Annotated in this window: 2 protein-coding genes; both read right to left on the bottom strand. The window is 70.5% G+C overall.

The features are described from left to right. Positions 1-138 (bottom strand): 2-oxoglutarate and iron-dependent oxygenase domain-containing protein (locus P409_RS35695; RefSeq protein ID WP_034849933.1); only part of this gene is annotated, 138 nt, incomplete at its 3' end. A 112-nt stretch (positions 139-250) separates the two neighbouring features. Beyond that, positions 251-553, bottom strand: a 303-nt coding sequence (locus P409_RS35690; protein WP_161790546.1) for an EcsC family protein, incomplete at its 5' end; no start/stop codon positions are given.

The following is a 553-nucleotide window of genomic DNA, read 5'->3' as shown; positions in this document are numbered from 1 at the left end:
GCCATGGCCGCCGAGATAGAAGAAGCCGACATCCCGCGCGGCCGCGCGCAGCTGGTCGAGGAGGGCCTGGCGCGCCGCCGGGCCGGCATCGAGCCGGGACAGGTCGAGCAGCGGCAAGGCGAGCGTGGCGGTGGTCATGGCAGCCTCGGGACAAGAATTACGGCGCGCGATGGCGCGATCCGATAATTTACATATCCTGATGCAAAGCCGATTTATACAACAATGTTACAGAGTTAATATACCTGCCGGATCAGCCCCGGCGGCGCCTCTGCGGCAGCGCCGCCAGGTCGGGCGGCGGCACCGGCCGCAGGCTCTCATAGGCCAGCCGCACCGCCGCGGGGCCATGGGTCCGTTCCAGCCGCCGCACGGTGAAATGGGCCCGCGCCAGGCGGCGGAAATGCTCCAGGAAGGCCAGGTTGACCGCGGCCCCGGCGGCGGCGCCCAGCACCGGCGCGGCCTGGGCCGACAGCTTCAGCAGCACCGGGCCGCTGAACCGGGCGGCGACCATCGACACCAGCCGCGGCATCACCGTGGCGGTGGCGTTCGGCACCAC

It is taken from the genome of Inquilinus limosus MP06 (assembly GCF_000767795.1).
GTDB lineage: Bacteria > Pseudomonadota > Alphaproteobacteria > DSM-16000 > Inquilinaceae > Inquilinus > Inquilinus limosus_E.
Note: the sequence above shows the minus strand (reverse complement) of the source record. Positions and strands in the feature narration are given on the sequence as shown.